This is a genomic window from Myxococcus sp. CA056 (assembly GCF_013336715.1).
Lineage (GTDB): Bacteria > Myxococcota > Myxococcia > Myxococcales > Myxococcaceae > Myxococcus > Myxococcus llanfairpwllgwyngyllgogerychwyrndrobwllllantysiliogogogochensis.
In genome coordinates this window covers 1,527,766-1,552,783 of sequence record NZ_JABUMT010000002.1, presented here as the reverse complement: position 1 = coordinate 1,552,783, position 25,018 = coordinate 1,527,766, and the positions used below count along the sequence as shown (strand labels likewise).

Below are 25,018 nucleotides of genomic sequence, written 5' to 3'. Positions count from 1 at the left end.
CGGCTTTTCCGCCGGGGCCCCCAGGGTGTCAAGCGCGGGGCGCAGATGCGCCGCGACAATCGTCACGGCGTGGAGAATGTCGAACCGCTCGCGGCGGAAATCTACCAGCAGCTCGACCGTGCCGGCAGCTGCGCGAAGTAGTTGTTGCCCAGGTTGCTGTCCCACTGGCCATGGGACGTCGCCGCCAGGGAGATGTCCCACGCGTTCTGATTCCCATTGGAGTTGAAGGCGTAGAAGAAGAGGTCGTTCTCCACCGCCGTGGGCTGCTGGCACACCCAGACGCCATCCTGGCCACCGTTGGCGAAGTGCTCAGTGCACTGGGGCAGGTTCTGGTACTGCATGCACTTGATGCAGGCGCGCGGCCCCGCGTTCAGGAAGACATAGGCATCGTTGTTGGTGCCCGCGCTGGCGCTCAGCGTCTGCTGGCGGCCGTTGAGCTGGATGTAGATGGAGATTTGATTGTCCGGGTACAGGCCCCGCAGGTAGCCCCGGTAGCTGACGGTGAGCGTCGCCAGGCGACCGGGAAGCCGGCGCGTGTGGCGGATGACCTCGAAGGGCCCCGTCGTCGCGGAGTCGTACACGCTGCAGATGGGGTAGTCCGGCGGATAGTCGGAGGCGCGCGCCGAGGAGACAGGGAGCAGCAGGGTCAGCGCGAGCGCGGCCAGGAACGTCTGCGACAGCTTCATGAGTGTGTCCTTGAGCAGGAGCGAGTTCACGCACCGGCGTAGCATGTGTCACCCACATGCCGGAAGACCGGGCGCCCGCCTCGTCGGCCGCCGGACGGACAAGGCCGCCCGCACGGCCTTGCCTCCTCGACAGTCCGTGGCGTTGGGCGCTCGCCCCCCTGGTCCGCGAGCGGGCACACAGCATGCTCGTGGAGCAGGAGGGAAGCGGAGCGCGCGCGGCTGTTGAAGGCTGAGTCGGCACACGGGGGACGTGCGTCGGCCTCTCCCCTTGGCAGCGCCCCGTCCGACACCCAACGTTGCCGGAAGGACGGAACGCGAGGCCAACCTCATCGCCGGAGCGATGCGGGGGTGGAGCGCGAGGACACTGAATGGCTGAAGGCTTCCAAGACGCCGGCGCCGTTCCAGGAGAGCCGCAGTCCGGCCGCCGACTGGGCAACCGGTTCGAGCTTGCCCACCGCATCAAGGCCGGCCACGGCATCTCCACCTGGGACGGCGTGGACCTGCGCACCGGAGAGCGCGTCGCCATCAAGGTGACGTCCACCACGGCGCTCGTCCCGGCCGCGCGGCACCGGCTGGAGCACGAGGCCACCGTCCTCTCCCACCTCGACAGTCCCTTCATCGTGCCGGTGCGCCACCTGGGCACCTCGGGCGACTGGCTGTTCCTGGTGGCGCCCTGGCTCCAGGGCGAGTCGCTGGATGCGCGCCTGTCACGCGGAGCCCTGAGCGTTCCGGAGGCCCTGTCCCTGGGCCGAGACTTGCTGTCCGCGCTGGCCGAGGCCCACCGTCACGGCGTCCTGCACCGGGACGTGAAGCCCACCAACATCATCGTCTCCGGACAGCCGCTCTCCCGCGCCACGTTGATTGACTTCGGCCTCGCGCGCAGCGAGCGACTGGACCCGTCGCTCAGGGACCTCCCGGTGGGCACCGCGCGCTACCTGTCGCCGGAGCAGGCCGGCCTGCTCCACCGTCCGGTGGAGGCCACCTCGGACCTGTACTCCGCGGGCGTCGTCCTCTTCGAGTCCCTCTCCGGAGAGCCCGCCTTCGACGGTGACTCCGTGGGAGAGGTACTGCGTCAGCACCTGGCGGCGAGGCCCCGGCTGCGCGCCGTGGGCGTGGAGGCGCCGCGCGCGCTGGAGGAGGTCATCTCCCGGCTGCTGCAGACGGACCCGTCGGACCGCTACCAGACCGCGAGCTCCGCGCTGGCGGACCTGACGGAGCTGGAGGAAGCGCTCTCGCGGGGACAGTCGGAGCCGGCGCTCATCACCGGCGCGAGGGATGCGCGACGCAGCCTCGCCGAGCCGTCCTTCGTGGGCCGTCACGAGGAGGTGGCCACGCTGGAGCGGGAGCTGGACCTCACGCGGACGGACCCCGGACGGCTCGTGCTGGTGGAGGCCGAGTCGGGCGGAGGCAAGAGCCGGCTCCTCGAGGAGCTCCGCGCGCGAGCGGCGCGGCATCACGCGTGGGTGTTGCAAGGCCAGGCGCAGGACCAGGCCGCGCGGCGCCCGTTCCAGCTCTTCGCCGGCGTGGCCTCGGACCTCACCCAGGCGCTCCAGGCGAAGCCCGCGCTCGCGGAGCTCCTGCGCGACAGGCTGGCGGGGCAGGAGGCCGGCCTGTGCACGGTGCTGCCGCAGTTGGAGCCCGTGCTGTGCGCCCAGGCCCGCGCGCCCGCGAGAGGCCTCGGGCCCGAGTCACTCGGAGAGAGCCGGGGCATCTGGGCCCTCACCGCGCTGCTGAACGCGCTGGGCACCCGGGACGAGCCCGCCGTGGTGGTGCTGGATGATTGTCAGTGGGCGGATGAGCTGACCCTGCGGGCGCTGGAGGGCTGGTCCCTGGCGAGGAAGCAGGGGCGGGGGCGGGTGCTCGTCGTCGTCGCGTTCCGTGGCGAGGACATCGGCCCCACGCACGTGCTGCGCAGACTGGCTCCCACCGCGCACCTGAAGCTGGCCGCCTTCGGCGCCCTGGAAGTCACGCGGCTGGCGGAGTCCATGGCCGGCGCGCTGCCCCCCGAGGCCACCGAGCTGGTGGCGCGGCTGTCCGAGGGCAACCCCTTCATGGCCAACGCGGTGCTGCACGGGCTGGTGGAGGACGGCGTGCTCGTGCCCGGCCCCTCCGGGTGGCAGGTGCAACCGGAGGCGATGGCGCACGCGCGCTCGTCGCGGCAGGCGGCCACCTTCCTCGTGCGACGCCTGCGGCTGTTGCCCCTGGCCGCGCGGCGCCTGCTGTCCGTGGGCGCGGTGCTGGGCAAGTCCTTCGAGCTGGCGCGGGTGGCGACGCTGTCGGGTGTCTCCGCCGAGGAGCTGGGCGCCGCGCTGGAGGCGCCGCGCCGCAGGCACATGCTGTGGGAGGAAGGCACGCGCTACACCTTCGTGCACGACAAGCTGCGCGAGGTGTTGCTGGACATGCTGACGCCGCAGAAGCGGAGGGAGCTGCACCGGCTGGCGGCGCGCTCGGCGGCGAACCAGCTGCCCCAAGACCCGTTCGAGCTGGCCTATCACTTCGACGCGGCGGGCGAATACGCGCAGGCACTGCCCCACGCGCTCGTGGCCGCGGAGCTGGCGCGGCGGCGCTTCGCGCTGGAGACCGCGGAGCTGAACTATCGCATCGCCGAACGCGGCGCCTCGGGCGCGGATGCGGGCACCCGCTTTCGCGTCGCGGCGGGGCTGGGCAATGTCCTCATGCTGCGCGGTCGCTACGAGGAGTCCCGCCAGCAGTTCGAGCGCGCCCAGGCGTTGGCGAGAGACCGACAGGAGCAGGCGCGCATCCTCGGCCAGGTGGGGGAGCTGGCCTTCAAGCGGGGCGACTTCGGCGAGGCCACGCTCGCGCTGGAGCAGGGCCTGAAGCTGATGGGGCGCTGGGTGCCTCCGGGAGGACTGCTCACCGGCGCCAGCGCCGTCTGGGAAATCCTGGCGCAGGCCGCGCACACGGTGGCGCCGCGCAGGTTCCTCTCGCGCAGGCCGCTGGCGGGTGGGGAGAGCGACCTCCAGGCGGTGCGCCTCTACAGCCGGCTCGCCTATGGCTACTGGTACCGGCGCGGACGCATGGCGGTGCTGTGGGCGCACCTGCGGGACTTGAACCTCGCGGAGCGCTACCCGCCCACGCCGGAGCTGGCCCAGGCGTATTCGGAGCACTCGCCCGCGCTCACCACCCTGCCATGGTTCCAGCGCGCCTTCGCGTACGCGGAGAAGTCCCTGACCCTGCGCCAGGAGCAGCGCGACGTCTGGGGCCAGGGACAGACGCTGCACTTCTACGGCCTGGCCTGCTACGCGGCGTCCCGCTTCAACGACTGCATCGAGAAGTGCACCGAGGCCATCCGGCTGCTGGAGCGCACGGGGGACCCCTGGGAGGTGAACAACGCGACGTTCCAGGTGGCCATGGCGCTCTATCGGCTGGGCCGGCTGCGCGAGTCGCTGGAGACGAGTCAGCGGCTGCACGCGGCGGCCCTGGCGCTGGGAGACCGCTACTCGGCGCGCCTGGGGCTGGAGGCCTGGGCCAAGGCGTCGGGAGGGCGGCTTCCGGGCACGCTCCTGGAGGGCGAGCTGGGCAACCCCGACCAGCCGGACCCGCAGAGCTACGCGGGCGTCCTCCAGGCGGAGGCCCTGCGCCGGATGCACAAGGGGGACGCGGCGGGCGCCGTGGAGGTGCTGGAGCGCGCCGCGCGGCTGGTGGACGAGGCGAACCTGCGCCAGGAGTACGTGGCCCCCATCGCGCCCCTCCTGGCCACGGCGCTGCGTCAGCTCGCGGAAGTCACCTCGCCCCTGGCCGCCGCGCGCCGCGAGGCCCTGCTCAAACGCGCCGAGGGCGTGGCACGGCGCGCCCATGCGCTGGCGCGCACCTACCGCAACAACCTCCCGCATGCGCTGCGCGAGCGGGGCCTGATTGCCGCGTTGAGAGGCCAGCCCCGACAAGCGCGACGCTGGCTGGAGCAGTCGCTGCAAGTGGCCGAGGCCCAGCAGATGCGGCACGAGCATGCCCAGAGCCTGAAGGCCCGCGGAGCGCTGGGACACGCGCTGGGCTGGCCCGACGCGGAGGTGGACCTGGCCACGGCCACGCGGGCGCTGGAGGAGATGGAAGAAGGCCTCTCGCCGGAGGTCGCCGCGCGAGGCGGCACGCGCACCCTCTCGCTGGTGGACCGCTTCCCTCGCGTGCTGGAGGCGGGCCGCAGGCTGGCCTCCGCCCTGTCGCGCGAGGCGGTGTTCGAGGCCGCGCGCCAGTCGATGCTGGAGCTCCTGCGCGCCGAGCACTGCGCGGTGGTGGACCCTCGGGATTTGCCCACGGACGAGGACTCGGATGCGGTGGGCATCAGCCGCACCGCCATGGCCCGCGCGCTGGAGACCGGCCGCATCACCGTGCTGGGCCAGGGCCTGCCCGGGCGCCCGAGCGAGAGCATGGAGCTGCTCGGCGTGCGCTCGCTGCTGTGCGCGCCCATCCAGGTGCGCGGCAAGACGGTGGCGTGCGTGGTCGCCACGCATCGCCAGGTGGGCGCGCTGTTCGGCGAGCTGGAGGAGCACCTGGCGGAGTTCGTCACCGTGCTGGCCGGAGCGGCGCTGGAGAACGCGGAGAACTTCGCGCGCATCGCCGCGCTCTCCGAGGAGCAGGGCCGGCTCTACCGCGCCGAGCAGGAGGCGGTGCGCCGCCGCGATGACTTCCTCTCCATCGCCGCCCACGAGCTGAAGACGCCGCTCACCTCGCTCCAGCTCCACATCCAGGGCCTCCAGGCCCAGGCCCGCGCCACCACCCACCTGCCTCCGGAGAAGCTCACCGCCAAGCTGGAGTCCGCCTCCGCGCAGACCCAGCGCCTGGGGCGGCTGGTGAGCGACCTGCTGGACATCTCCCGGCTCGCCCAGGGCCAGCTCCACATCAAGCTCTCCGAGGTGGACCTGGTGGCGCTGGTGCGAGGCCAGCTCGAGCGCAGCCGCGAGGCGCTCGCCCGCGCCGAGTGCCCGGTGCGGCTGCACGCACCCAGGCACCGCCTCGCGGGCTACTGGGACGCCATGCGACTGGAGCAGGTGGTGGGCAACCTGTTGTCCAACGCGATGAAGTACGGCGCCGGCCAGCCGATTGAAATCACCCTGGAGGAGCGGGGCGGCCTCGCGCGGCTGCGCGTGCGGGACTCCGGCATCGGCATCGCCACCGAGGACCTCTCGCGCATCTTCGGACGCTTCGAGCGCGCGGTGTCCGTGCGCCACTATGGCGGCTTCGGCCTGGGCCTGTGGATTGTCCGCGAAATCGTCCAGGCCCTGGGCGGCACCATCGACGTGGAGAGCACCCCGGGCACGGGCTCCACGTTCACCGTCACCCTGCCCTGCTCCGGGCCCCCGTCACACCTCGAGCCTCCTGGCCCGCCCGTGCACTGAAGCGCGCTCCTGGCGCCAAGGTCAGCGGCGCGTGAGCTCCAGGTAGATGACGTTGTCCTGGCTGTCCCTGAACAGCCGCACGGAGTCGAGCTGCTCCAGCGGCACCTCCCCGAGCAGGGCGCGCATGTCGTCCTCCTCACGGTAGGTGAGCCACCAGTCCATGAAGGCCTCCATGTAGCCCGTCTCCGGCGGAAAGCGCGCGAAGTTGGCCACCAGCAGACGGCCTCCCGAGCGCAGCATGCCGAAGAGCAGCCCGGTGAGCCGCGTGGCAACGGAGGCGGAGAGGTAGTCGTAGAGGCCCGCGGAGTAGACGAAGTCCAGGTCCGCGAAGGTCACCTTGCCGGCGAGCAGCGCGCGCACCGAGCCGCAGTGGGGGCGCACCACGTCGAGCGGCTGGTGGTGGGAAATCTCCGCGAGGCTCAGCGGGTCCTGGTCGAACGCGATGAGTTCTTGGACGCGGCGCTCCCGCACCGCGGCGGAGGACTCGGCTTCACGCAGGTGGCCACACGCGACGGAGAGGATGCGCGCGTTCTGGGGGACACGCTCGGCCGTCGCGTCGAGGGCGCGCGCTAGCAGCTCGCGGCGCTCCCGCACGCTGACTGCGCTGGGTTGCTGGTGCATGTACCGGTAGACCTCGCGGCCCGCGTGAAGCTCGTCCGCGGCCCGGTCCATGTACAGGTAGTCGATGAGGGCCGCGTCCCCCGCGTAGCCCCGAGGGCGCTCGAAGGCCCGCCGGGTGAAGGGACACTGGTGGACGAATGAGCGGAGCGGGTGCTTGCGCGCGGTGTCCGTGCAGAAGGACTTCCAATCCTCCTCGCTCCAGCGGCGCCGCAAGGTGAGCAGGCCCAGGTGGAGCGAGTGCATGTCCTGGTGCAGCACCTCATCCTCGGCGGCCATCATCCGCTCGTGGATGCCATCGAGCCACCCTCGAGCTTCCGCGAGCGCCTCGTGGGCTGGACGCTCCGGGACGGGAAGGACCAGTTGGTTGCGCTGGACGGAGGGGACAGGCGTTGGCCTCGGCGGGCGGGGCATCGTCTGGGGGTCGTGCATCGTCCAACACAACCCCGGGGGGGTATGTATGCACTTCCCACGAGAAGCGCTCTCGCCCGCCCGGTCCTGGAGGCGGGCATCCGAGCGCGCCCCCGGAGCCTTCCTTCCAGAGGTGCTCTTCAAAACGCAGCGAGTATTCGTATCCCGGCCCCGCTCACGCCACAGTCCCGCGCGCCTTCGGTCCTGCGTCTCCTGGAGCTGCCCATGACCTCGTGGTCCACCCTCTCGCGAGCACTCGTCACCCTCGCGGTCCTCCCCGCCCTGGCCCTGGCCCTCCCGCGCCCCAAGGCCCCAGCGAAGCGCTACACCGTCGAGCAGTTCATGCAGACAACGACGGTGTCCGGCGCGTCCTTCTCCTCGGACGAACAGCGGGTGCTCTACTCGTCGGACGAGACGGGCGTCTTCAACGTCTTCTCCGTACCGGTGAAGGGCGGCAAGCCCACCCAGCTCACCCGCGCGAAGGACGCCTCCCTCGCCGTCGGCTACTTCCCCACCGATGACCGCATCCTCTTCACCCGGGACACGAGTGGCCAGGAGCGCCCCCACCTCTACGTGCGCGCGCTGGACGGCCAGGAGCAGGACCTCACGCCGGGCGACAAGCACCGCGCGTCCTTCTTTGGCTGGAGCCACGACGACACCGCCTTCTACGTGCTCACCAACGAGCGCGACGAGCGCTTCCTGGACCTCTACCGCTACGACGCGAAGACCTACGCGCGCACCGTTCTCTACGCGGGAGACGGCGAGCACGTGCCGGCCGCCCTCTCCCCGGACGAGCGGTGGCTGGCGCTGGAGAAGTCGCGGACGCTGTCCGACAGCGACGTCTACCTCTTCAACGTCACCACGAAGGAGCGCCAGCACCTCACCGCGCACCAGGGCCCGGCCACCTGGAAGGCGGCGACCTTCGACCCGACGTCATCCGCGCTGTACCTGCTCACCCATGAGGGCTCCGAATTCACCCGCGTGGAGCGCCACGAACTCGCCACCGGGAAGCGCGAGTCAGTGGAGGCGCCCGCCTGGGACGCACTGTCCACGACGTTCTCCAAGCGCGGCGCCTTTCGCGTCACCCGCGTCAACGAGGACGGCCGCACCACGCTGCGCGTCCACGACGTGAAGGCCGGCAAGCCCCTGGCCCTCCCAGGGCTCCCCGAAGGCGCCATCTCCGACGTGGCGCTGTCGCGCGGCGAGAAGCGGATGGCCTTCCTGGTCGACGGAGACCGCGCGCCGGCCAACCTCTACGTGTTCGACTTCGCGACAAAGAAAGTCACGCGCCTGACGGACACGCTGAGCCGGGCGCTGGACGCGAAGGACCTGGTGGAGTCGGAGCGGGTGCGCTTCAAGTCCTTCGATGGGCTGGAGATTCCGGCGCTGCTCTACAAGCCCCACCCGGCCACCGCGAAAGCTCGCGCCCCCGCCATCGTCTTCGTCCACGGGGGACCGGGGGGCCAGTCCTCCAAGGGCTACAGCAGCTTCTTCCAGTTCCTGGTCCACCACGGCTACGTGGTGCTGGCCGTCAACAACCGGGGCAGCGAGGGCTACGGCAAGGCGTTCTTCGCGGCGGACGACCAGCAGCACGGCAAGGCGCCGCTCCAGGACTGCGTCGAGGCGAAGAAGTACCTGGCCGGCCTGCCCTACGTGGACGGCGAGCGCGTGGGCATCCTCGGCCCCAGTTATGGCGGCTACATGGTGCTCGCGGCACTGGCCTTCCACCCGGACGTCTTCGCCGTGGGCGTGGACGCGTTCGGCATCACCGACTGGCTGAGCGCCCTGCGCGAGCTGCCACCCCACAAGACTGCGCTCCGCGAGGCGCTCTACCAGGAGCTGGGCAACCCCGAGACGCAGGAGGCGATGCTGCGCGACATCTCCCCGCTGTTCCACGCGGAGAAGATTCGCAAGCCGCTGCTCATCATCCAGGGCGCCCATGACCCGCGCGTGCCCAAGGCGCGCACGGACACGTTCGTCGAGTCCCTCCGGAAGAACACCACCCCCCTCGACTACCTCGTCCTCCCCGAGGATGGCCACGGGTTCAGCGGTAAGAAGAGTGAAGCGGAGACCTCCCTGCGAATCCTCTCCTTCCTGGAGCAACACCTGCGGGGAAAGCCCTGAGACCGCTCACGGCGGCGCCCACGCAATGGCGCCTCCCGCCGTTCGTGTAGAAAGGCACGGGGACGATGCGCCAGCGCCGCCTCGCGCGTGTCCCCCTCTGCGCACCCCACTTCCCCCGGAGCCGTCATGCCGACCTGGTCTTCCCTGTCACGAGCGCTCACCGCCGTGGCCCTCGTCCCCACCCTCGCGCTGGCCGCGCCCAAGCCGGAGCCGACCGCGACGGAGAAGAAGCCGGGTGCGGTGCGTGAAACGGCGCGCCCGTCGAAGCACTACGCCATCGAGCAGTTCATGAAGACGACGCTGATTCGGGGCGCGTCCTTCTCCCCGGACGAGCAGCGGGTGCTCTACTCGTCCAACCAGACGGGCATCTACAACGTCTTCTCCGTGCCGGTGAAGGGCGGCAAGCCCACCCAGCTCACCCGCTCCACCACGGACAGCACCTTCGCCGTGGGCTACTTCCCCCAGGACGAGCGCATCCTCTTCACCAAGGACCAGGGCGGCAACGAGCAGCACCACCTCTACGTGCGCACGCCGGACGGCAAGGAGAAGGACCTCACGCCGGGCGACAAGCACCGCGCGTCCTTCTTCGGCTGGAGCCGCGACGAGTCCGCCTTCTACGTCCTCACCAATGAGCGCGATGAGCGCTTCATGGACCTGTACCGCTACGACGCGAAGACGTTCGAGCGCACGCTGCTCTACCAGAACGAGGGCGGCCTCGACGTGGGCGACGTGTCCCCGGACGAGAAGTGGCTCTCCCTGGGCAAGACCAACACCACGTCCGACAGCGACGTCTACCTCTTCAACGTCGCCACGAAGGAGAGCAAGCACCTCTCCCCCCACAAGGGCATCGCGACCTGGGAGTCGGCGACGTTCGACCCGACGTCCTCCTCGCTGTACCTCATCACCGACGAGGGCACCGAGTTCACCCGCGCGGTGCGCTACGTGCTCGCCACCGGGAAGATGGAGGACGTGGAGAAGACGGACTGGGACGTGATGTACACGTACTTCTCCAAGAATGGCGCGCTGCGCGTCACCGGCATCAACGCGGACGGCCGCACCGCCATCCGGCTGCACGACGTGAAGGCCGGCAAGCAGCTCGATTTGCCCAAGCTCCCCGAAGGCGACATCACCGGCGTGTCCATTGGCCGCAGTGAGAAGCGCATGGCCTTCCACCACAACGGGGACCGCTCTCCCAGCAACCTGTACGTCTTCGACTTCGCCACGAAGAAGGTCACCCGCCTGACGGACACCCTCAACCCGGAGATCGACGCCAAGGACCTGGTGGACGCCGAAGTGGTGCGCTTCAAGTCCTTCGACGGGATGGAGATTCCGAACATCCTCTTCAAGCCGCATCAGGCCACCGCGAAGCAGCAGGCGCCCGCGCTCGTGTGGGTCCACGGCGGCCCCGGCGGCCAGTCCCGCAAGGGCTACAACCCGATGATTCAGTACCTGGTCAACCACGGCTACGTGGTGCTGGCCATCAACAACCGGGGCAGCTCCGGCTACGGCAAGACGTTCTACACCGCGGATGACCAGAAGCACGGCAAGGAGCCGCTCCAGGACTGCGTCGAGGCGAAGAAGTACCTGTCCACCCTCCCGTACGTGGACGGCTCACGCGTGGGCATCATCGGCGGCAGCTACGGCGGCTACATGACGCTGGCCGCCCTGGCCTTCCAGCCCGATGTCTTCAACGTGGGCGTGGACATCTTCGGCGTGTCCAACTGGCTGCGCACGCTCAAGAGCATGCCGGCCCACTGGGAGTCGCGGCGTCAGGCGCTCTACCAGGAGGTCGGCAACCCGGAGACGCAGGAGGCGATGCTGCGCGAAGTCTCCCCCCTGTTCCACGCGGAGAAGATTCGCAAGCCGCTGCTCGTCATCCAGGGCGCCAATGACCCGCGCGTGCTGAAGGCGGAGTCGGACGAAATCGTCCAGGCCGTGCAGAAGAGCAAGGTCCCCGTCGAGTACGTCCTCTTCCCCGACGAGGGCCACGGCTTCACCAAGAAGAAGAACGAAGCGGAGGCCTACTCCCGCACCCGCGCGTTCCTGGACCAGTACTTGAAGAAGCCCGCCAACGCCCCGACGAACTGAGCCGTCCGGGTCCGGTGCGCGCGCGGCATGGCGCGCACCGGCTCCGCCGCTTCATCCTCCTCCACGCCAACGTCCCGCAGCGCCTCCAGCACCGCGTCCATGGAGGCGAAGCGCTGCTCGGGCCGCTTCTCCAGACAGCGGCGCACCACGGCCTCCACGGAGGCGGGGATGGCCAGGTCCGGACGCAGCTCGCCAAAGCCCGGCACCGGCTCCTTGTGGTGCGCGAAGACCAGCTCCAGCGCATCCTCCGACTCGAAGGGCACGCGTCCCATCAGCATCTGGAACAGCACGACGCCCAGCGAATAGATGTCCCCGCGCGCGTCGGCGACTCCGCGCGCCCGCTCCGGCGCCATGTACGCGTGCGCGCCGTGGAACGAGCCGCTGCCCGTCAGGTCTGGCACGGAGAGCCGCTCGGACTCCGCGACGACGGGCCGCAGCCGTCCAAACCCCCGCACCTTCACGTGCGAGCACTCCCGCCCCGCCGCGTCCGTCACCAGCATGACGTAGGCCGGCGTCATGTCCCCGTGCACCACGCCCCGCCGGTGTGCCTGGCGCAGCGAGCGCCCCAGCCCCCGGGCCAGCTCCACCGCGCGCGCCCACGGCAGCGCCCCCGAGGTGAGTACGTGGGCCAGCGTGCGCCCCTCCAGCCACTCCTGGGTGACGTAGAGCGTGCCGTCGTCCGTCCTGCCCGCGTCCAGCACGGTGACGGTGTTGGGGTGGGCCAGCCTCGCGGCGACGCGGGCCTCCTGGAAGAAGCGCTGCCGCGCCTCCTGGTCCGTGAGTGGAGCACTCAACACCCGCAGCGCGACTTCCCGCTCCAACGGTAGGTGGAGGGCCCGGTACAGCCGCGCGGGGCCGCTGGGGCCCACGGCCTCCAACACCTGGAAGCGGCCGTGCAGCACCTGGCCGACGAGCGTGTCCACCCCCCACGAGGGTGGAGCCAGCGGGGTGGAATGGAGCTCGGTCTGCATGGTGGAATCTCCTCGGCACACTCCCAAGCGCTCGTCACGGCGGCGTCGAGCGCCCGTGACGGCCCCGACAACACGGCGCGACACCTGGACCCGGGGCCACGCCCTTCGACGCGGCCAGTACCGGTTCGGCGGCAGGGACGTCACTAGCCGGGGGGTCTGACATTCCTGGCGCTTCCGGACAGGCCGGGCGGACCTACCTCCCCCAAGGACATTGGAAGCGTCGGGTATCGGAGTGTCACCGGCTGGGGTTAGGATGCTGCGCCTTCGGAGCCGTCACCACCCATGCCATTCCAGATCAACGTTCACGCGCAGGACCGTATCCTCGAGGTCGTCTATCCCCCCCAGGTCACCTCGGCCGACCTGTCCGAGTATCTGACGGAGGTGAAGAAGGCGATTGTCGGGTTCGCGGGGGAGTGGTCCGCGCTGGTGGACCAGTCCCAGTTGAGGGTGATGCCCACGGACGTCGTGGCCTCCATGGCGGCGCTCAACGCGTACGCGCAGTTGCATGGGATGCAGCGCTCGGCGCGGGTCGTCACGGACGCCCCCTCCGGCCTCCAGGCGTGGCGCATGACGAAGCGGGCCATGCTGACCATCCCCACGCGAACGTTCGAGACGCGGCAGGAAGCCCTGGAGTGGCTGCGCAATCCGGACGCGGACTGAGCATTGCCTCGGGGGGCCCTCTGCCCTCCACTGGCGGCTCCCTTATAGTGGCGACCCGCTCGTCCCCCGGGCGGGCATCGATCCATCATCAGGAGTCGTCTCCATATGCACAACACCCGGAATGGCGCCGCCAGGAAGCTTCTTGGCGCGCTGCTGTGTACCCTTGCCTTCACCGCCTGTCAGCCGGCCCCCGAGGCTGAGCCCGGCGAGGAGGCTCCAGCGACGGGGGCGGGCGAGCAGCCCGTGGTCTACGGCAACGACGACCGCAAGGACGTGTTCGAGCACACGAACGCCACGCTGAAGGCGCGGGCGGAGCAGGCCACCGTGGCGCTGATGTCCCCGTCGGACTTCAACGCCAGCAACCCCAACAACGTCACCTTCAATGGCCCGAACCTGGGCTCGTCCGAGAACCTCTGCACCAGCCAGCGCTTCCGGAGTGATCCAACGGCGGCCTGGTGCTCCGGCACGCTCATCGACGACGACCTGGTGCTGACGGCGGGCCACTGCGTCGAGAGCGCGGCCGAGTGCGGGGACACGCGCATCGTCTTCAACTACTACCGGACCGCCGCCAACACGCTGAAGACGGTGACGACGGCGGATATCTTCTCCTGCCAGTCCATCGTCGTGCGCAAGAAGTCGACGACGGGTGGGCGCGACCTGGATTTCGCCATCCTCAAGCTGGACCGCGCCGCGACGCCGCGCTTCACGCCCGCCCCTGTCCGGGCCGGCAACACCGCGCTGGCGACGGGCGCCAACGTGGCCGTCATCGGCTCCGGCAGCGGCATCCCCTTCAAGATTGACTCCGGCGGCTCGGTGCGCACGCCCCGCGCCAGCACGTTGGACTACTTCGTCGCCACCACGGACACCTTCGCCGGCAACTCCGGCTCGGGCGTGTACGAGACGGCGGAGCACACGCTGGCGGGCATCCTCGTGCGCGGTGACGAGGACTACATCGGCAGCGGAAGCTGCAACGTCGTCAACACCTGCACGGAGACGGGCTGCAACGGCGAGGAAATCACCTACGTGAGCAACGCCATCACCGCGCTCTGCCAGGCGACCACCAACGCCCGGCTGTGCGGCTCCGGTCCTCCGCCCACGGGCGGCAGCAACTTCACCTTCTCCGCGAGCGCCACCGCCAGCGCCACCACCAACACCACCAACAAGACGGTGGCCCTGACGGCCGGTCAGAAAATCACCCTGGGCACCTGCGGCGTCACCGGCGCCGCCGTGACGGGTGACTCCTACCTGCGCCTGTTCGGCCCCAGCGGCACCGAGGTCGCAAGCAACGACGATGGCTGCGGCGGCCGGGGCTCCAACCTGAGCTTCACCGCGACGCAGGCGGGCAACTACGAGGTCCGCGCCGGCTGCTACTCCTCCGGCGCCTGCTCCGGCACCGTGGCCTGGACGCTGGAGGGCGGCGGCACCGGCCCCGCGCCGTCGAGCGGCTCCTTCGCGTACACCGCCAGCGCCACCAACAGCGCGCAGACGGGCACCACGAACCAGGGCATCACCGTGGCCGCCGGCCAGAGCATCTCCTTCGGCACCTGCACCGTGACGGGCGCCGCCGGCACCGGCGACACCTTCCTGCGCCTGTACAACAGCGCGGGCCAGCAGGTGACGAGCAACGACGACTCCTGCGGCTCGCTGTCCTACGCCAACTACACCGTGCCCGCGGGCGCGGGCGGCACCTACCAGGTTCGCGCGGGCTGCTTCGGCAACTCCTCCTGCGGCGGCACCGTGGCGTGGACCGTCCAGTAGCGCATCCGTCCTGATTCACGGCCTCTCGCGGGCGGTCCGGGAAGCCGGGCCGCCCGTTTTCGTCTTCCGGACACCCCCACCCCCCAGGTCACGGACGGCGGGCCGCCCTCCTTCCCTGCTCCCGACACCGGGCCCTCCAGCCCCCTCACCCCGCGCTTGACAGCCTTGGGGCCGGGGTCTAACGCACGGCGACATGAGCACTGCCCGGTTCCCGCCGTCCCCGACGCGCCCGATTCTCAACGAGGGTCCGTTCCGCGCCCTGCTGCTGGAGAACATCCACCCGTCCGCCGAGGCGCTGCTGGCCGCCGAGGGCTTCCAGGTGGAGCGCACGTCCTCGGCGCTCAAGCCGGCGGAGCTGGCCGAGCGCCTCAAGGGCGTGCACCTGCTGGGCATCCGCAGCAAGACGACGGTGCCCGCGGAGTCGCTGGTGCACGCGGACGAGCTGCTCGCGATTGGAGCCTTCTGCATCGGCACCAACCAGGTGGACCTGACGTCCGCCAACACGCACGGCATCCCCGTCTTCAACGCGCCCTTCAGCAACACGCGCAGCGTGGCGGAGATGGTCATCGCCGAAATCATCGCCCTGACGCGGCAACTGTTCGACCGCAGCCGCGAGGTGCACACCGGCCAGTGGCGCAAGGTCGCCACCGGCAGCCACGAGGTGCGCGGCAAGACGCTGGGCATCATCGGCTATGGCCACATCGGCTCGCAGCTCGGCGTGCTGGCGGAGTCCCTGGGCCTGCGGGTGCTCTACTTCGACGTCATGACGAAGCTGCCTTTGGGCAACTCGCGCGCGGTGGGCTCGCTGGACGAGCTCTTGGCCGAGTCGGACTTCGTCACGCTCCACGTCCCGGCGCTGACGTCCACGCACATGATGATGGGCTCCGAGCAGTTGGCGAAGATGAAGAAGGGCGCCTGCCTCATCAACGCCAGCCGGGGCACGGTGGTGGACATCAGCGCGCTGGCGGCGGCCCTGCGCTCCAAGCACCTGGGCGGCGCCGCGGTGGACGTCTACCCGGAGGAGCCCGAGGGCAACTCGGATGGCTTCGTCACCGAGTTACAGAACCTGCCCAACGTCATCCTCACGCCGCACATCGGCGGCTCCACCGAGGAGGCGCAGGCGTCCATCGGCAGGGAGGTGGCCGTCAGCCTCTCCAAGTTCTTCCGGACGGGCGCGACGACGGGCTCGGTGAACTTCCCCATGGTGGAGGCGCCGCTCATCCCCGGCACCCACCGCATCCTCAACGTGCACCGCAACATCCCCGGCGTGCTGCGCGACATCAACCGCATCGTCTCCGACTTGAACGCCAACATCCACGCGCAGGTCCTCAGCACGGACGCGAACATCGGCTACCTGGTCATGGACCTGGACCAGGACGTGTCGCGCCCCGTCTGTGACGCCATCGCCGGCCTGACGACGGACATCAAGACGCGCATCGTCTCCTGACGTCAGCGCGCGCCCATTGCGCGCTCAGGCGTCCAGAATCTTCCCGGGGTTGAGCACGCCCCGGGGGTCCAGGGTCCGCTTGAGCGCGCGCAAGAGGGCCAGCTCCTCCTCGGAGCGCGAGTAGCCCAGGTAGTCCTTCTTCAACAGGCCGATGCCGTGCTCCGCGGAGATGCTGCCCGCGTGCTTGCGCACCAGCTCGAACATGGTGGGGTCCGCCTGCTTCGTGTGGGCCAGGAACTCCGCCTTGTCCAGCGCGTCCGGCTTCATCACGTTGACGTGCAGGTTGCCGTCGCCAATGTGGCCGAAGAGGCAGATTTCCCACCCCGGGTAGCGCGACTGGAAGACGGCCTCCAGCTCCGCGCAGAACGCCTCCAGGCCCGCGACGGGCAGGGAGATGTCGTTCTTGTGGGGCAGGCCCGTGGCGGACAGGCTCTCGCTGATGCCCTCGCGCAGCGCCCACAGCTCCGCCGCCTGCGCCGCGCCCTGCGCCTGCGTGCCGTCCGTCACCAGCCCCCGCTCGAAGAGCGAGCCCAGCCACGCCTCCACCGCCGCCGCGTCGCGTGACTCCGCCTCCAGCAGCACGTAGCAGCCACTGGTCGCTTCAAAGGGGGAGCGCAGCTTGCGGTGGCGCTGCACGCGCGAAAGGCAGCGGTCCGTGAAGAACTCGTAGGCGGAGATGAGGAAGGCCGTCTGCTGGCGCGCGTCCCGGAACAGCCTCAGCACGGCGGCCACATCCGGCACGGCGAAGAGGAAGACGTCCTGCTTGCCGGGAAGCTGCGTCAGCTTGAGGGTGGCCTCGGTGATGACGCCCAGCGTGCCCTCGCTGCCGATGAAGAGCTGGCGCAAATCCAGGCCGGTGTTGTTCTTCTCCAGCGCGCCGTTGAGCTCCAGCACGCGGCCATCCGCCGTCACCACCTGGAGCCCCAGCACCCAGTTGCGGGTGAGGCCGTAGCGGATGACCTTCACTCCGCCCGCGTTGGTGGCGATGTTGCCGCCCACGGTGCTGGAGCCCTTGGAGGCGAAGTCCACCGGCCACGTCAGGCCATGCTCGGCGCAGTGGCGGTGCACCGCCTCCGTCACCGCGCCCGCCTGCACGCGCACCGTGTTGCCGAGCAGGTCCACCGGGCCCAGGCGAGCCATGCGCTGCAGCGACAGCACCACCTCGCCCTTCGCCGCCACCGCGCCACCGGCCAGGCCCGTGCGGCCTCCGGAGGGCACCACCGCCACGCCGTGCTGGTGGCACAGCGCGAGCAGCCGGGACACCTCATCCGTGGTGCGGGGCAGCGCCACCGCGCTCGGGGCCGGGGCATACACGCGCGTCCAGTCGCGGCCGTACTCCTTCAATTCCTCCGGCTCCTGGGTGAGGAAATCGACGGGGAAGCCCTCGGAGAGAGCGCGGAGGAAGTCGGCGGGGAGCGCGGCGCTGGACATGCCCCAGGCGTATTGCAGGTCCCACCCGGTGACAAGGTGCGGCGAGGGCCCCGGCGGCTGGGAGGTCGTCCGGAATTCACCGGGAAACGGACAGGAAAATGGGCTCGTTGCGTATACCCAGGCGACACCCGTCGGGTTCTGTCGGGCCGTCCCTGTATCCCACCCCACCCTCCAGGATTCCGAAGATGCATCCGAGCCGAGTCCTCCGCGCCGCCGCCCTGCTGCTCGCCTCCGTGACGCTGACGCCCTCCGCGCTGGCGGCCGAGACACCCCAGCCCAACGTGCCCTACGTCTTCGTGACGGTGGACAGCTACTCCCTCGTCCAGGCGGACACCATCCAGGTCACCGGCGTCCTCCAGGGAGAGAACACGCCCCGGACCCTGGAGTTCGAGTTCCCCTACCCGTCCACCAACTACTACGGCGCCAGCCCGCATATCGCTCGCTGCGACCGGCTGGCCTTGCTGCTCATGAACAAGCCAGGGGCCTACCTCCTCGAGCTGTCGCTCCGGTACCAGGGGGCGATTGTCACCTGCAAACTGACCCGCCGGACGGCGGCGCCGGCTCCCTGACGGACGGAAGACGGGACTCCCGCTCATGGCGACGACGCGAAGCATCTGGCTGGCGCTCGCGCTGGCCCTGCTGGGGCTCCAGTCTGGCTGCGCCGATGGTGGCGATGGCCTCGGGACTGGCGGCAAGGACTCGGACGGCGACGGCGTGGCGAACGACGCGGACTGCGAGCCGTTCAACAGGGCGAACTGGCACGAGGTCTCCGCCTACGAGGACGTGGACCGTGACGGTCGGGGTGACGGGGCCTTGAAGAAGGTGTGCGCCCCCGACAACGCCCTGCCCCTGGGCTGGACCTCGGTGCCGGGAGACTGCGCCCCGAAGGACAGCTCCCGGTGGCGCACGGTCTCCGGCCTGTATCCGGACCGGGACAGCGACGGCGCCACGGGCCCGGGTCCGGTGGAGGTCTGTCTGGGGGAGACCCTCTGGGGGTATCGCGAGCAGGCGGGCCCCTCGGACTGCGATGACGAGGATGCGCGCTTCGCGGTGGCTCGCGGCGCCTGGCCGGACCTGGATGCGGACGGGTATGGCGAGGGCCCTCGCGTGGACGTCTGCGCCGGCAAGTCGCCACCGCTGGGGTTCTCCATCGTGGAAGGAGACTGCGCGCCGCTCGATGCCACTCGCGCGGTGTCTCTCGCCTATCTGTACCGGGATGTCGACGGGGATGGCCTCACCGTGGATGCGCCGGGCGCGCTCTGCCTCGCGCCCCTTCAGCAACTGCCTGCCAGCTACACCCTCCAGTCCCTCGGCGCGGATTGCGACGACTCGGACTCGACGGTGTGGCGGACGCGCGACGTCTACGTGGACGCGGATGGCGATGGCTTCGGCACGGGTGAGCCCCAGGCCCGGTGCGCGGGCGCGGTGGCGCCTCCGGGACATGCGCTCCAGGGCGATGACTGCGCCCCCGGGGACGCCACGCTCTGGCAGTGGCGGGGCTACACGTACCGCGACGCGGATGGGGATGGCGACACGGTCCCCGAAAATGGCGTGCGGTGCAGCGGCGAGTTTCTGCCCCAGGGCTATGCCCACCTTCCCCGCGGGCTCGACTGTAACGACCAGGATGCTTCCATCCGGGTGAGCTGGAGCGTCCATCCCGACGAAGACGGGGACCTGGTGGGCGCGGGCACGGCGGTGACGCTGTGCGCGGGTGGCACGGTGCCACAGGGCTACTCGACGCTCGGCTCCGACTGCGCGCCCTCGAACGCCAGCGGGTGGCAGCTCCGGGAGTACCGGCATCGCGACGCGGATGGGGATGGCTACACGGTGCCCGAAGCGGGCAACGTCTGTGGTGGCACCGCACTGCCTCCTGGCTATGCGTGGACCGAGCAACGCCGGGACTGCGACGACACGAGCCCCACGCGACACACGTCGCTCCTGTCCTGGCCGGACCTGGATGGAGATGGCGTGGGCGCGGGCACGTCGGAGACGCTGTGCACCGACGGGCAGACGCCTCCTTCCCGGTCGGCGGTGGGAACCGACTGCGCGGACGACGATGCGACGCGCTGGGTTCAGCGCAACTACACCCACGTGGACCGGGACCTGGACGGCGCCACGATGCCCGAGCAGGGCGGTGTCTGTGTGGGCAGCGCGTTGCCAGCGCCGTACTTCACGAAGGCCACGGGCAACGACTGCGACGACGCGGACCCGGAGCGCACGCGCTGGGTCGTGCTCTATCCGGACATGGATGGCGACGGCGTGGGCGCCGAGCCCCGGCAGATTCCGTGCATCGGCGCGACGATACCTCCGGGCATGTCCATCTACGGCTACGACCTGGACGACAACGACCCGGACGTGACGGAGGCCACGGAGGACGACAGCGACATGGACCTCATCCTGGAGCCGTGAGCCGCATTCCCGCCATCTGACGACAGGCGAACCCTTGCCTGGAGTCGGGGCGGGACTGCGTCACCTCGTGACTTGCATCGTCAGTGGGTTGAGGCCATCCTCATTTCCGGCGCGGGAAACCGCGCTGTCCATGACCTCTTCTCACTGACAGCTCTCGCTCCTCGAAGCGCTCCTCCTCGCCCTCGACGCCATGCGTCCGAGGTGGCGGGTGAGGCGCTCCCCGTGAGCGATTCCCACAGCACCGCATTCACGTCCCCACCGCACCCTTCCGGCGCGGAGCGCCACCCGTGCGCGGTGGGACTTCTCGAATCCGAGGTCCTCCTATGCAACCCCAGAAGCGCAAGCTCGCGTACCACGTCGCCACCACCCTCGACGGCTTCATCGCCCGAGAGGACGACTCCTTCGACTGCTTCGCGAACGAAGGCGACCACGTCACCGAGTACCTCGCCACGCTGCGCACCTATGGCGCGGTGGTGATGGGCCGCCGGACGTATGACATCGGCCTGAAGTTCAACGTCACGGACCCCTACCCGTACCTGGAGACGTACGTCGTCTCGCGCACGCTGAAAGAGAGCCCGAACCCCCGCGTCCACCTCATCTCCGAAGACGTCGTCGGCACGGTGCGCGCGCTGAAGGCCCAGGAGGGCAAGGACATCTACCTGGCGGGAGGCGGAGCCCTGGCCACGCAGTTGCTCACCGCGGGCCTCGTGGACGAGGTCCTCATCAAACTGAACCCGGTGCTGCTCGGCGCGGGAATCCCCCTCGTCTCGCGGTTGGGTTCACACATCCCCCTGGAGCTGCTGTCGACCAAGGTCTACCGGACCGGCGTCGTGCTGCTCCAGTACGCCATCAAGCACTGAGCCTTCGCGCTCCAGGGTGCCCGGACGTGAGTGCGCTCACGTCCGGGCGCTCTTCGCCTTTCCCGGCGTGACGGCGTCCGGCCAGGAGCGGAGAATCAACTCGGCCGAGGACTGCGCGGACCACTCCATCTGCCCCATCAGGACCTGCCTGCCGCGACTGACTCGAAACGGCTTCCACAGCGGAGCCTCCTCCCGCTTCAAGGAGTCCCAGGCCGACCAGCTCACGCCTCCAGTGGCAGTCACCAGCCGCGTCAGCCAGTCGTCGAACTCCGTGCCGGACAGCCAGCGGAGCTGCTCCAACACCCGGCCCACGTCCGCCGCGAGCGTCGACTCCCGCCCCGTCACCGTCGAGAGCACCTGACGACCGGCCGCCTCCGGAATGAAGGACACGCCGCCAGGCCGCAGCACGGCCCACCCCGAGCGGGGCGCCGCCGCCGCCTCCCGCAGCGATGCGGGAAAGACAACCACGTCCGCGAGCCGTACCCCGGAGCGCACCCGCCCCAGCAGCGGAGGCTGGCTGTGCAGCTCGAGAAGGGTCGCGAGCGCCTTGGCGTCCGCGAGATGGGCCACCTGGAGCCGGGGCTCACCCTCCACCTTCAAGTCGTGCGTGGGCCCCAGGTGGACACCTCCAGGCGCGATGGTGGCCAGGGGGACGGAGACGGTCTCTCCGAACGTCGGCATCCACAACAGCCGCCTGCTCGTCATCCAGACGCGACCCGCCCGGGCCCACGCCACGAACAGCGGGGCGACGATGAACGCCACCAGCGCCACCCCCGCCCGACTCCCGTTTCCTCGCAGCAACGCCAGGAGGAGGACATACAAGCCCCAATACAGCAGGGCCATGGAGACCAGCAGCGGAAGCGTCTGTCCCGAGGAGACCGGCGACAACCGGTCCGCCTGGAACAGCAGCACCTCACCGGGCTCGAGCGTCATCGTCGCCCGCTTGCCCACCAACCCGTCCAGCCGCGCCAGCTCCACCTTCAGCACGGGAGGACCGGACACGTGCACCAACCGCGACAGTCGCGCGCGCACCAGCGTCTTGAGCCGCTCCCGGCGCGCCTCCAGCTCGCGCAGCCCCTCCATCACCGGCAGCGTGTCGGACCAGCCCTCCACCCGCGCGCGCCGGCTCGTCCGCTCCAGAGCCTCCTCGACAGTGGCCTCCTCTGCCAGCCACTCCGAGACGAGCGTGGGATGCGCGCGCCACCGACGCTTCCATCCCCGGCCGCGCAGCACCGCCTCCAGGGTGGCCGCTCGCCGGAGCGCCGCCTCAAGCACCTCCGCGCGACCTTCCAACTGGACGCGCACGTCTTCGGCGGTGGGCCCTTCCGACGACTCCTTCCCGGTGTGGACACGCTCGGTCATGACCCGCTGCTCAGCTTGGGCTGAACGTCCTCGTTCGAATCCTGGAGACCCTCACTCCAGGCGTGCACCAATCGGTAGGCAAGCTCCCGCTGCGCCAGCCCCACGTTGCCGACGAGCACCTCCTCGCCCCGGGTGATGTGGACCTCCTGCTCCAGGGGAATGTCCCGAGCCACCCGCGCATCCTGAGACGACCAGGCCGCGCCCCCGGTCGCCACCGTGGCCCGCACGAGGTACGCGTCCAGCTCCGACTCGGGCTGCCAGCACAGGCCATCGAGCACGCACTCCAGCTCGACGCTCGACAGCAACCTCCGGCCGGTCGCGGCATGCAACAGCGCCGCGCCCGCGTCGGGGTCGGGGAGGAAGAAGACGCCACGACCCAGCAACACGGCCTGCCCGGAGCTCCACGTCCCCTTGCGACGCAGCAGCGCCGAAAACGTCAACAGCTCCACCCGCCGGTCCACCCGGGCCGCTTGCGCCCGGACGCGGGCATCGCGAAACAACTCCATCAGGACGCGCAGCCGGTCGGCGCTCGCGCCATCGAACCGCGTCAGCCGGATGAAGTGGTCTCCGCGAAGGCTGAGCGCTCCCCCGCCGTCTTCCAGTTGGAGTCCGCCCTCCTCCAGCGAGTCCAGCCGCACGGCCACCGGGGGCTCGTCTCCCGGCGGCATCCACACCACGCGCTCCGGCGTGAGCCAGACGACGCCTGGGGCCTTCATTCGCAGCAGCGTCACCGTCCCCATCAACAACGCGACCAACGCCAGCGTGCCACCGACCAGCGCCACTCCCGTCGAACCGAGGAGCAGCAGCCAGAGAATCCCCACCCCGAGGCCCAGCGCGGCCAGGACGAAGACGAAGGCCACCACGTACTGCGGCGCCCGGCCCACCGAGGCGATGCGCAGCGCGAAGGGCTCCGTCGGCGTCCGCTGGAGGGAGACCTCCTGGGCGCAGACCTCCTTCAGCTCGCGCAGCTTCGCCTCCAGCGACAGGGACTCCGTCACGAGGCCCCGGGTCAGCAGCGCGTCGCGCACGCGCATCGTCAGTCGCTCGCGGACCTCGCGCACCCGACTCGCGGTCTTCGGAATGGACGAGCCCTCCGGCCAGCCCTCCTGCTCACCGCGCCGCTCGGTGCGCTCCAGCGCTTCCAGCAACGTGGGCTCCACCTCCAGGACGTCCTGAATCAACGAGGGCTCGTCCTGCAACGTCCGCCGCCAGCCGCGCGAATCCAGGGTCCTGTCGAGCATGCGGTAGCGGCGGAGGGCGGACTCAATCAGTTCCACGCGCCCTTCCAGGCGGCGGCGCAGGTCCCCCTCCGACGGTCGCGACTCGGGCACCACGGCACCGGTTCGGTTGCGTTCGGACATTGCCCTCGCAGCATATCCGGTCGGGCCCTCCCTCCGGGAGCAGAGCCCGTGAGCCCCAGGACAGTCCCGACGACGGCACGAGGGAATCCCCTTCCACCATGCCTAGGCTCGCGTTCACGCGCCGCTGGGGGCGCGCCTTGCCGGGGGGCGCGGCATGGACCGCATGCGAAGACCCTTCCTCATCGCCGCGCTGGTGCTGCTGGCGCTCTGTGTGCTCGTGGAGGTGGGCTCGCCCATCCTGCTGCCCCAGAAGTCGCCGGACTGCTCGGTGCTGAGTGGCACGAAGCCCTGCGCGCCGCTGCCTCCGGGCTTCCCCGAGGACTGCCGTCCCCTGCACGCCGCGATTTGCGAGGGAGAGGACGTGGACCCCTCCGACGTGGTGCGCACGCAGAAGGAGAACCCGCCCACGCCGGGCCTGGGCATTCCCTACCTCGCCCTGGTGGATGCGCTGCTGCTACTCACGCTCGGGTTGATGGGCGCGAGCCTCATCATCCCCGAGCGCGTCCACGGGCGAGTGCAGGGACTGGCGACGCTCATCGGCTCCATCGTCGCGCTGCTCACCGGCTTCGGCCTGCTCATGGCCGCCATCGCGCTGACGCTGACGATGATAACGCTCGTCGCGTCGGTGCCCTTCGGCACGCTGGCCTATCTGGCCGTGTGGGGCTTCTTCAACCGGGGAGGCGCGGCCGGCACGCTGGGCTTCTTGATGTTCCTCAAGCTCGCCGCGGGCGTGTGCCTGGTGCTCGCGCACCAGCGCTTCCTCCAGAACAAGGGATTGGTGCTGCTCTACCTCACGTCGCTGTTGGCCAACGCCGTGGTGTCCCTCCTCCACGGACTGGTGCCCGGCATCCTCGTCAGCATCACCGACGCGGTGAGCGCCATCATCGTCGCCATCCTCGGCCTCATCTGGGCCGTGCTGCTGCTGGTGGGCGCGCTGGTGTCCATCCTCAAGGTGCTGCGCCTCAAGCGCGCCGCGCCGGCCTGAGGCCGCTCCTGCTCACCGCAGTCCCAGCTCGCAGATGGGACGCTGCGGAGGGGCCGACAGACACGTCACCTCCAGGTCCGCGCCCTCCTTCGCCACGTCCAGCTTCTTCGCCTCCTTCAGCGGGTCGAACTTCGCCGGCACCGACGGCTTGCCCCTCGACGCCAGCGACACCCGGACCACGGAGAGGGGGCGGGGCACCACCTCCAGCGAGCGCATCCGCGTGTCGGACGCCTTCACGTCCACCCGGCAGGAGCCCCCGCTCGGAAGGACGAGCACCCCCTCCTGGAAGGCACACGTCGCGGCCAGCTCCGTGGCATCCACCGGCTCGGGCTTGATGAACCGCTCCCGGAGCTCCTGGGCGGACTGCGTGGGACTCTCGCGACGGGAGGACTCATCCTTCGCCCCCAGGCCCACGCCCAGGACATAGAGCGCGACGATGGCGACGATGGCCAGGATGAGCACGACATGGAGGGGCTTGAGCTCAGGCATGGCG

General features: G+C 70.2%; 17 protein-coding genes. 10 read left to right on the top strand and 7 right to left on the bottom strand.

What is annotated here, in order from left to right; all coding sequences use genetic code 11:
* Positions 1 to 101: 101 nt before the first annotated feature.
* The gene (locus tag HUA76_RS13740; RefSeq protein ID WP_174467301.1) at positions 102 to 686 is read right to left on the bottom strand and encodes a hypothetical protein; all 585 of its coding nucleotides are present in this window, start codon (positions 684 to 686) and stop codon (positions 102 to 104) included.
* Positions 687 to 1,054: 368 nt separating this feature from the next.
* Here HUA76_RS13740 and HUA76_RS13735 point away from each other — a divergent pair, with 368 nt between their 5' ends.
* Entirely contained in the window at positions 1,055 to 6,040 is a 4,986-nt protein-coding gene (locus HUA76_RS13735) for an ATP-binding protein (RefSeq protein ID WP_174461086.1), read from the top strand.
* 21 nt (positions 6,041 to 6,061) lie between these two features.
* Here the strand turns inward: HUA76_RS13735 and HUA76_RS13730 are convergent, their stop codons facing one another.
* The gene (locus HUA76_RS13730; RefSeq protein WP_217439558.1) at positions 6,062 to 7,072 is read right to left on the bottom strand and encodes a class I SAM-dependent methyltransferase; all 1,011 of its coding nucleotides are present in this window, start codon (positions 7,070 to 7,072) and stop codon (positions 6,062 to 6,064) included.
* A 222-nt stretch (positions 7,073 to 7,294) separates the two neighbouring features.
* Between HUA76_RS13730 and HUA76_RS13725 the strand changes: the two genes are divergently transcribed.
* Both HUA76_RS13725 and HUA76_RS13720 read left to right on the top strand, forming a co-directional pair.
* Positions 7,295 to 9,193: a S9 family peptidase gene (locus tag HUA76_RS13725; RefSeq protein ID WP_174461084.1), complete on the top strand. Its 1,899-nt coding sequence runs from the start codon at positions 7,295 to 7,297 to the stop codon at positions 9,191 to 9,193.
* Positions 9,194 to 9,319: 126 nt separating this feature from the next.
* Positions 9,320 to 11,281 carry an alpha/beta fold hydrolase gene (locus tag HUA76_RS13720; RefSeq protein ID WP_174461083.1) on the top strand — a complete coding sequence of 654 codons (1,962 nt, stop codon included), beginning with the start codon at positions 9,320 to 9,322 and terminating at the stop codon, positions 11,279 to 11,281.
* Here HUA76_RS13720 and HUA76_RS13715 read toward each other — a convergent pair.
* Positions 11,215 to 12,252: a serine/threonine-protein kinase gene (locus tag HUA76_RS13715; RefSeq protein ID WP_174457938.1), complete on the bottom strand. Its 1,038-nt coding sequence runs from the start codon at positions 12,250 to 12,252 to the stop codon at positions 11,215 to 11,217. The genes HUA76_RS13720 and HUA76_RS13715 overlap by 67 nt on opposite strands.
* Before the next feature lie 282 nt (positions 12,253 to 12,534).
* Between HUA76_RS13715 and HUA76_RS13710 the strand changes: the two genes are divergently transcribed.
* From HUA76_RS13710 to serA, 3 genes are all read left to right on the top strand, one after another.
* On the top strand, positions 12,535 to 12,912 hold the full coding sequence (locus HUA76_RS13710) for an STAS/SEC14 domain-containing protein (protein ID WP_141646994.1): 378 nt from the start codon (positions 12,535 to 12,537) through the stop codon (positions 12,910 to 12,912).
* A gap of 105 nt (positions 12,913 to 13,017) precedes the next feature.
* Positions 13,018 to 14,670: a serine protease gene (locus HUA76_RS13705; RefSeq protein ID WP_174457937.1), complete on the top strand. Its 1,653-nt coding sequence runs from the start codon at positions 13,018 to 13,020 to the stop codon at positions 14,668 to 14,670.
* A gap of 193 nt (positions 14,671 to 14,863) precedes the next feature.
* Positions 14,864 to 16,117 carry a phosphoglycerate dehydrogenase gene (gene serA / locus HUA76_RS13700; protein WP_174461082.1) on the top strand — a complete coding sequence of 418 codons (1,254 nt, stop codon included), beginning with the start codon at positions 14,864 to 14,866 and terminating at the stop codon, positions 16,115 to 16,117.
* 24 nt (positions 16,118 to 16,141) lie between these two features.
* On the opposite strand, the gene HUA76_RS13695 is transcribed toward serA, so the two are convergent.
* Positions 16,142 to 17,548, bottom strand: coding sequence for an FAD-binding oxidoreductase (locus HUA76_RS13695; RefSeq protein ID WP_141646997.1), 1,407 nt, complete (start codon positions 17,546 to 17,548; stop codon positions 16,142 to 16,144).
* Between the two features lie 185 nt (positions 17,549 to 17,733).
* Here HUA76_RS13695 and HUA76_RS13690 point away from each other — a divergent pair, with 185 nt between their 5' ends.
* From HUA76_RS13690 to HUA76_RS13680, 3 genes are all read left to right on the top strand, one after another.
* Positions 17,734 to 18,117 (top strand): hypothetical protein, encoded by a 384-nt coding sequence (locus HUA76_RS13690; RefSeq protein ID WP_174457936.1) that lies wholly within the window; start codon positions 17,734 to 17,736, stop codon positions 18,115 to 18,117.
* A gap of 25 nt (positions 18,118 to 18,142) precedes the next feature.
* Positions 18,143 to 19,957, top strand: coding sequence for a hypothetical protein (locus tag HUA76_RS13685; RefSeq protein ID WP_174457935.1), 1,815 nt, complete (start codon positions 18,143 to 18,145; stop codon positions 19,955 to 19,957).
* Between the two features lie 323 nt (positions 19,958 to 20,280).
* On the top strand, positions 20,281 to 20,817 hold the full coding sequence (locus tag HUA76_RS13680; protein WP_174461081.1) for a dihydrofolate reductase family protein: 537 nt from the start codon (positions 20,281 to 20,283) through the stop codon (positions 20,815 to 20,817).
* 36 nt (positions 20,818 to 20,853) lie between these two features.
* On the opposite strand, the gene HUA76_RS13675 is transcribed toward HUA76_RS13680, so the two are convergent.
* Positions 20,854 to 22,179, bottom strand: a complete 1,326-nt coding sequence (locus tag HUA76_RS13675; RefSeq protein ID WP_174461080.1) for a hypothetical protein — start codon at positions 22,177 to 22,179, stop codon at positions 20,854 to 20,856.
* Positions 22,176 to 23,540, bottom strand: a complete 1,365-nt coding sequence (locus HUA76_RS13670; protein ID WP_217439557.1) for a hypothetical protein — start codon at positions 23,538 to 23,540, stop codon at positions 22,176 to 22,178. The genes HUA76_RS13675 and HUA76_RS13670 overlap by 4 nt, the downstream gene beginning before the upstream one ends.
* Positions 23,541 to 23,703: 163 nt before the next feature.
* On the opposite strand from HUA76_RS13670, the gene HUA76_RS13665 reads away from it, so the two are divergent.
* A complete protein-coding gene (locus HUA76_RS13665) occupies positions 23,704 to 24,525 on the top strand; it encodes a hypothetical protein (protein ID WP_174457931.1) in 822 nt (273 codons plus the stop codon).
* A 12-nt stretch (positions 24,526 to 24,537) separates the two neighbouring features.
* On the opposite strand, the gene HUA76_RS13660 is transcribed toward HUA76_RS13665, so the two are convergent.
* Entirely contained in the window at positions 24,538 to 25,014 is a 477-nt protein-coding gene (locus tag HUA76_RS13660; protein WP_141647004.1) for a hypothetical protein, read from the bottom strand.
* Between the last annotated feature and the right edge of the window lie 4 nt (positions 25,015 to 25,018).

What these genes read in the sequence shown, in the direction of transcription:
- HUA76_RS13685 (WP_174457935.1), top strand. Translation starts at nt 18,143, where the DNA reads ATGGCGACGACGCGAAGCATCTGGCTGGCGCTCGCGCTGGCCCTGCTG.
- HUA76_RS13665 (WP_174457931.1), top strand. Translation starts at nt 23,704, where the DNA reads ATGCGAAGACCCTTCCTCATCGCCGCGCTGGTGCTGCTGGCGCTCTGT.
- HUA76_RS13705 (WP_174457937.1), top strand. Translation starts at nt 13,018, where the DNA reads ATGCACAACACCCGGAATGGCGCCGCCAGGAAGCTTCTTGGCGCGCTG.
- HUA76_RS13735 (WP_174461086.1), top strand. Translation starts at nt 1,055, where the DNA reads ATGGCTGAAGGCTTCCAAGACGCCGGCGCCGTTCCAGGAGAGCCGCAG.
- HUA76_RS13670 (WP_217439557.1), bottom strand. Translation starts at nt 23,540, where the DNA reads ATGTCCGAACGCAACCGAACCGGTGCCGTGGTGCCCGAGTCGCGACCG.
- HUA76_RS13660 (WP_141647004.1), bottom strand. Translation starts at nt 25,014, where the DNA reads ATGCCTGAGCTCAAGCCCCTCCATGTCGTGCTCATCCTGGCCATCGTC.
- serA (WP_174461082.1), top strand. Translation starts at nt 14,864, where the DNA reads ATGAGCACTGCCCGGTTCCCGCCGTCCCCGACGCGCCCGATTCTCAAC.
- HUA76_RS13695 (WP_141646997.1), bottom strand. Translation starts at nt 17,548, where the DNA reads ATGTCCAGCGCCGCGCTCCCCGCCGACTTCCTCCGCGCTCTCTCCGAG.
- HUA76_RS13715 (WP_174457938.1), bottom strand. Translation starts at nt 12,252, where the DNA reads ATGCAGACCGAGCTCCATTCCACCCCGCTGGCTCCACCCTCGTGGGGG.
- HUA76_RS13730 (WP_217439558.1), bottom strand. Translation starts at nt 7,072, where the DNA reads ATGCCCCGCCCGCCGAGGCCAACGCCTGTCCCCTCCGTCCAGCGCAAC.
- HUA76_RS13710 (WP_141646994.1), top strand. Translation starts at nt 12,535, where the DNA reads ATGCCATTCCAGATCAACGTTCACGCGCAGGACCGTATCCTCGAGGTC.
- HUA76_RS13740 (WP_174467301.1), bottom strand. Translation starts at nt 686, where the DNA reads ATGAAGCTGTCGCAGACGTTCCTGGCCGCGCTCGCGCTGACCCTGCTG.
- HUA76_RS13720 (WP_174461083.1), top strand. Translation starts at nt 9,320, where the DNA reads ATGCCGACCTGGTCTTCCCTGTCACGAGCGCTCACCGCCGTGGCCCTC.
- HUA76_RS13675 (WP_174461080.1), bottom strand. Translation starts at nt 22,179, where the DNA reads ATGACCGAGCGTGTCCACACCGGGAAGGAGTCGTCGGAAGGGCCCACC.
- HUA76_RS13690 (WP_174457936.1), top strand. Translation starts at nt 17,734, where the DNA reads ATGCATCCGAGCCGAGTCCTCCGCGCCGCCGCCCTGCTGCTCGCCTCC.
- HUA76_RS13680 (WP_174461081.1), top strand. Translation starts at nt 20,281, where the DNA reads ATGCAACCCCAGAAGCGCAAGCTCGCGTACCACGTCGCCACCACCCTC.
- HUA76_RS13725 (WP_174461084.1), top strand. Translation starts at nt 7,295, where the DNA reads ATGACCTCGTGGTCCACCCTCTCGCGAGCACTCGTCACCCTCGCGGTC.